Source organism: Brevibacterium permense (genome assembly GCF_025506275.1).
Taxonomy (GTDB): Bacteria; Actinomycetota; Actinomycetes; order Actinomycetales; family Brevibacteriaceae; genus Brevibacterium; species Brevibacterium permense_A.
In genome coordinates this window covers 1-584 of sequence record NZ_QYCP01000045.1, presented here as the reverse complement: position 1 = coordinate 584, position 584 = coordinate 1, and the positions used below count along the sequence as shown (strand labels likewise).

Below are 584 nucleotides of genomic sequence, written 5' to 3'. Positions count from 1 at the left end.
AGGATGGCCTCAGTAGACTCATATTTATTTTATCTCCGGAAAATTCTTGCACCGTCCGGCCTCAAATTTCGACAATCATGATGATTATTTCAATATCACTGAAATGAAACCGAAAACGGCGATGAATGCGAAATCTTCTGCCGCAGCCTACGTCCGGCAGAGCCCCGGCAACGCCCTACTGCCCACTGACCGAAACACCCCCAACCATGGCGCCTCCTGGTCTCCCCCGCTTCATCGCCCATCTGCGCAGTGACGCCGCCAACCTCTATGCCCTGATCGACTCCGCCCGCGACCATTCCCTGGTGCCGCAGATGCGGCAGGCGAACATCGAGCACCACTGCCTGTTCTCCGGCGTGAAGGCCCTCACGCTGGCGCGGGTGGCGCCCTACCTGGTGCCGATGGCCGCGCTGGCGCCGCACCTGGAGCGGCTCGTGCCCTATGCCTGGGGCGGGGCCTGGAGCATGGTCGTGCGGGGCACGGGCGGCTTGGAGGCCACGCGCATCCAGCTCAAGAAGAGCAGCATGGTGCGGCTTCCGGACGGTACGTCGGCCTATTTCCGCTTCTATGACGCGCGGGTGTTCGAC

At 62.0% G+C, this 584-nt stretch carries 1 protein-coding gene; it reads left to right on the top strand.

From position 1 onward, the window contains the following. Positions 1-206: 206 nt before the first annotated feature. Positions 207-584 (top strand): DUF4123 domain-containing protein (locus D3I60_RS01470; RefSeq protein WP_262774345.1); only part of this gene is annotated, 378 nt, incomplete at its 3' end.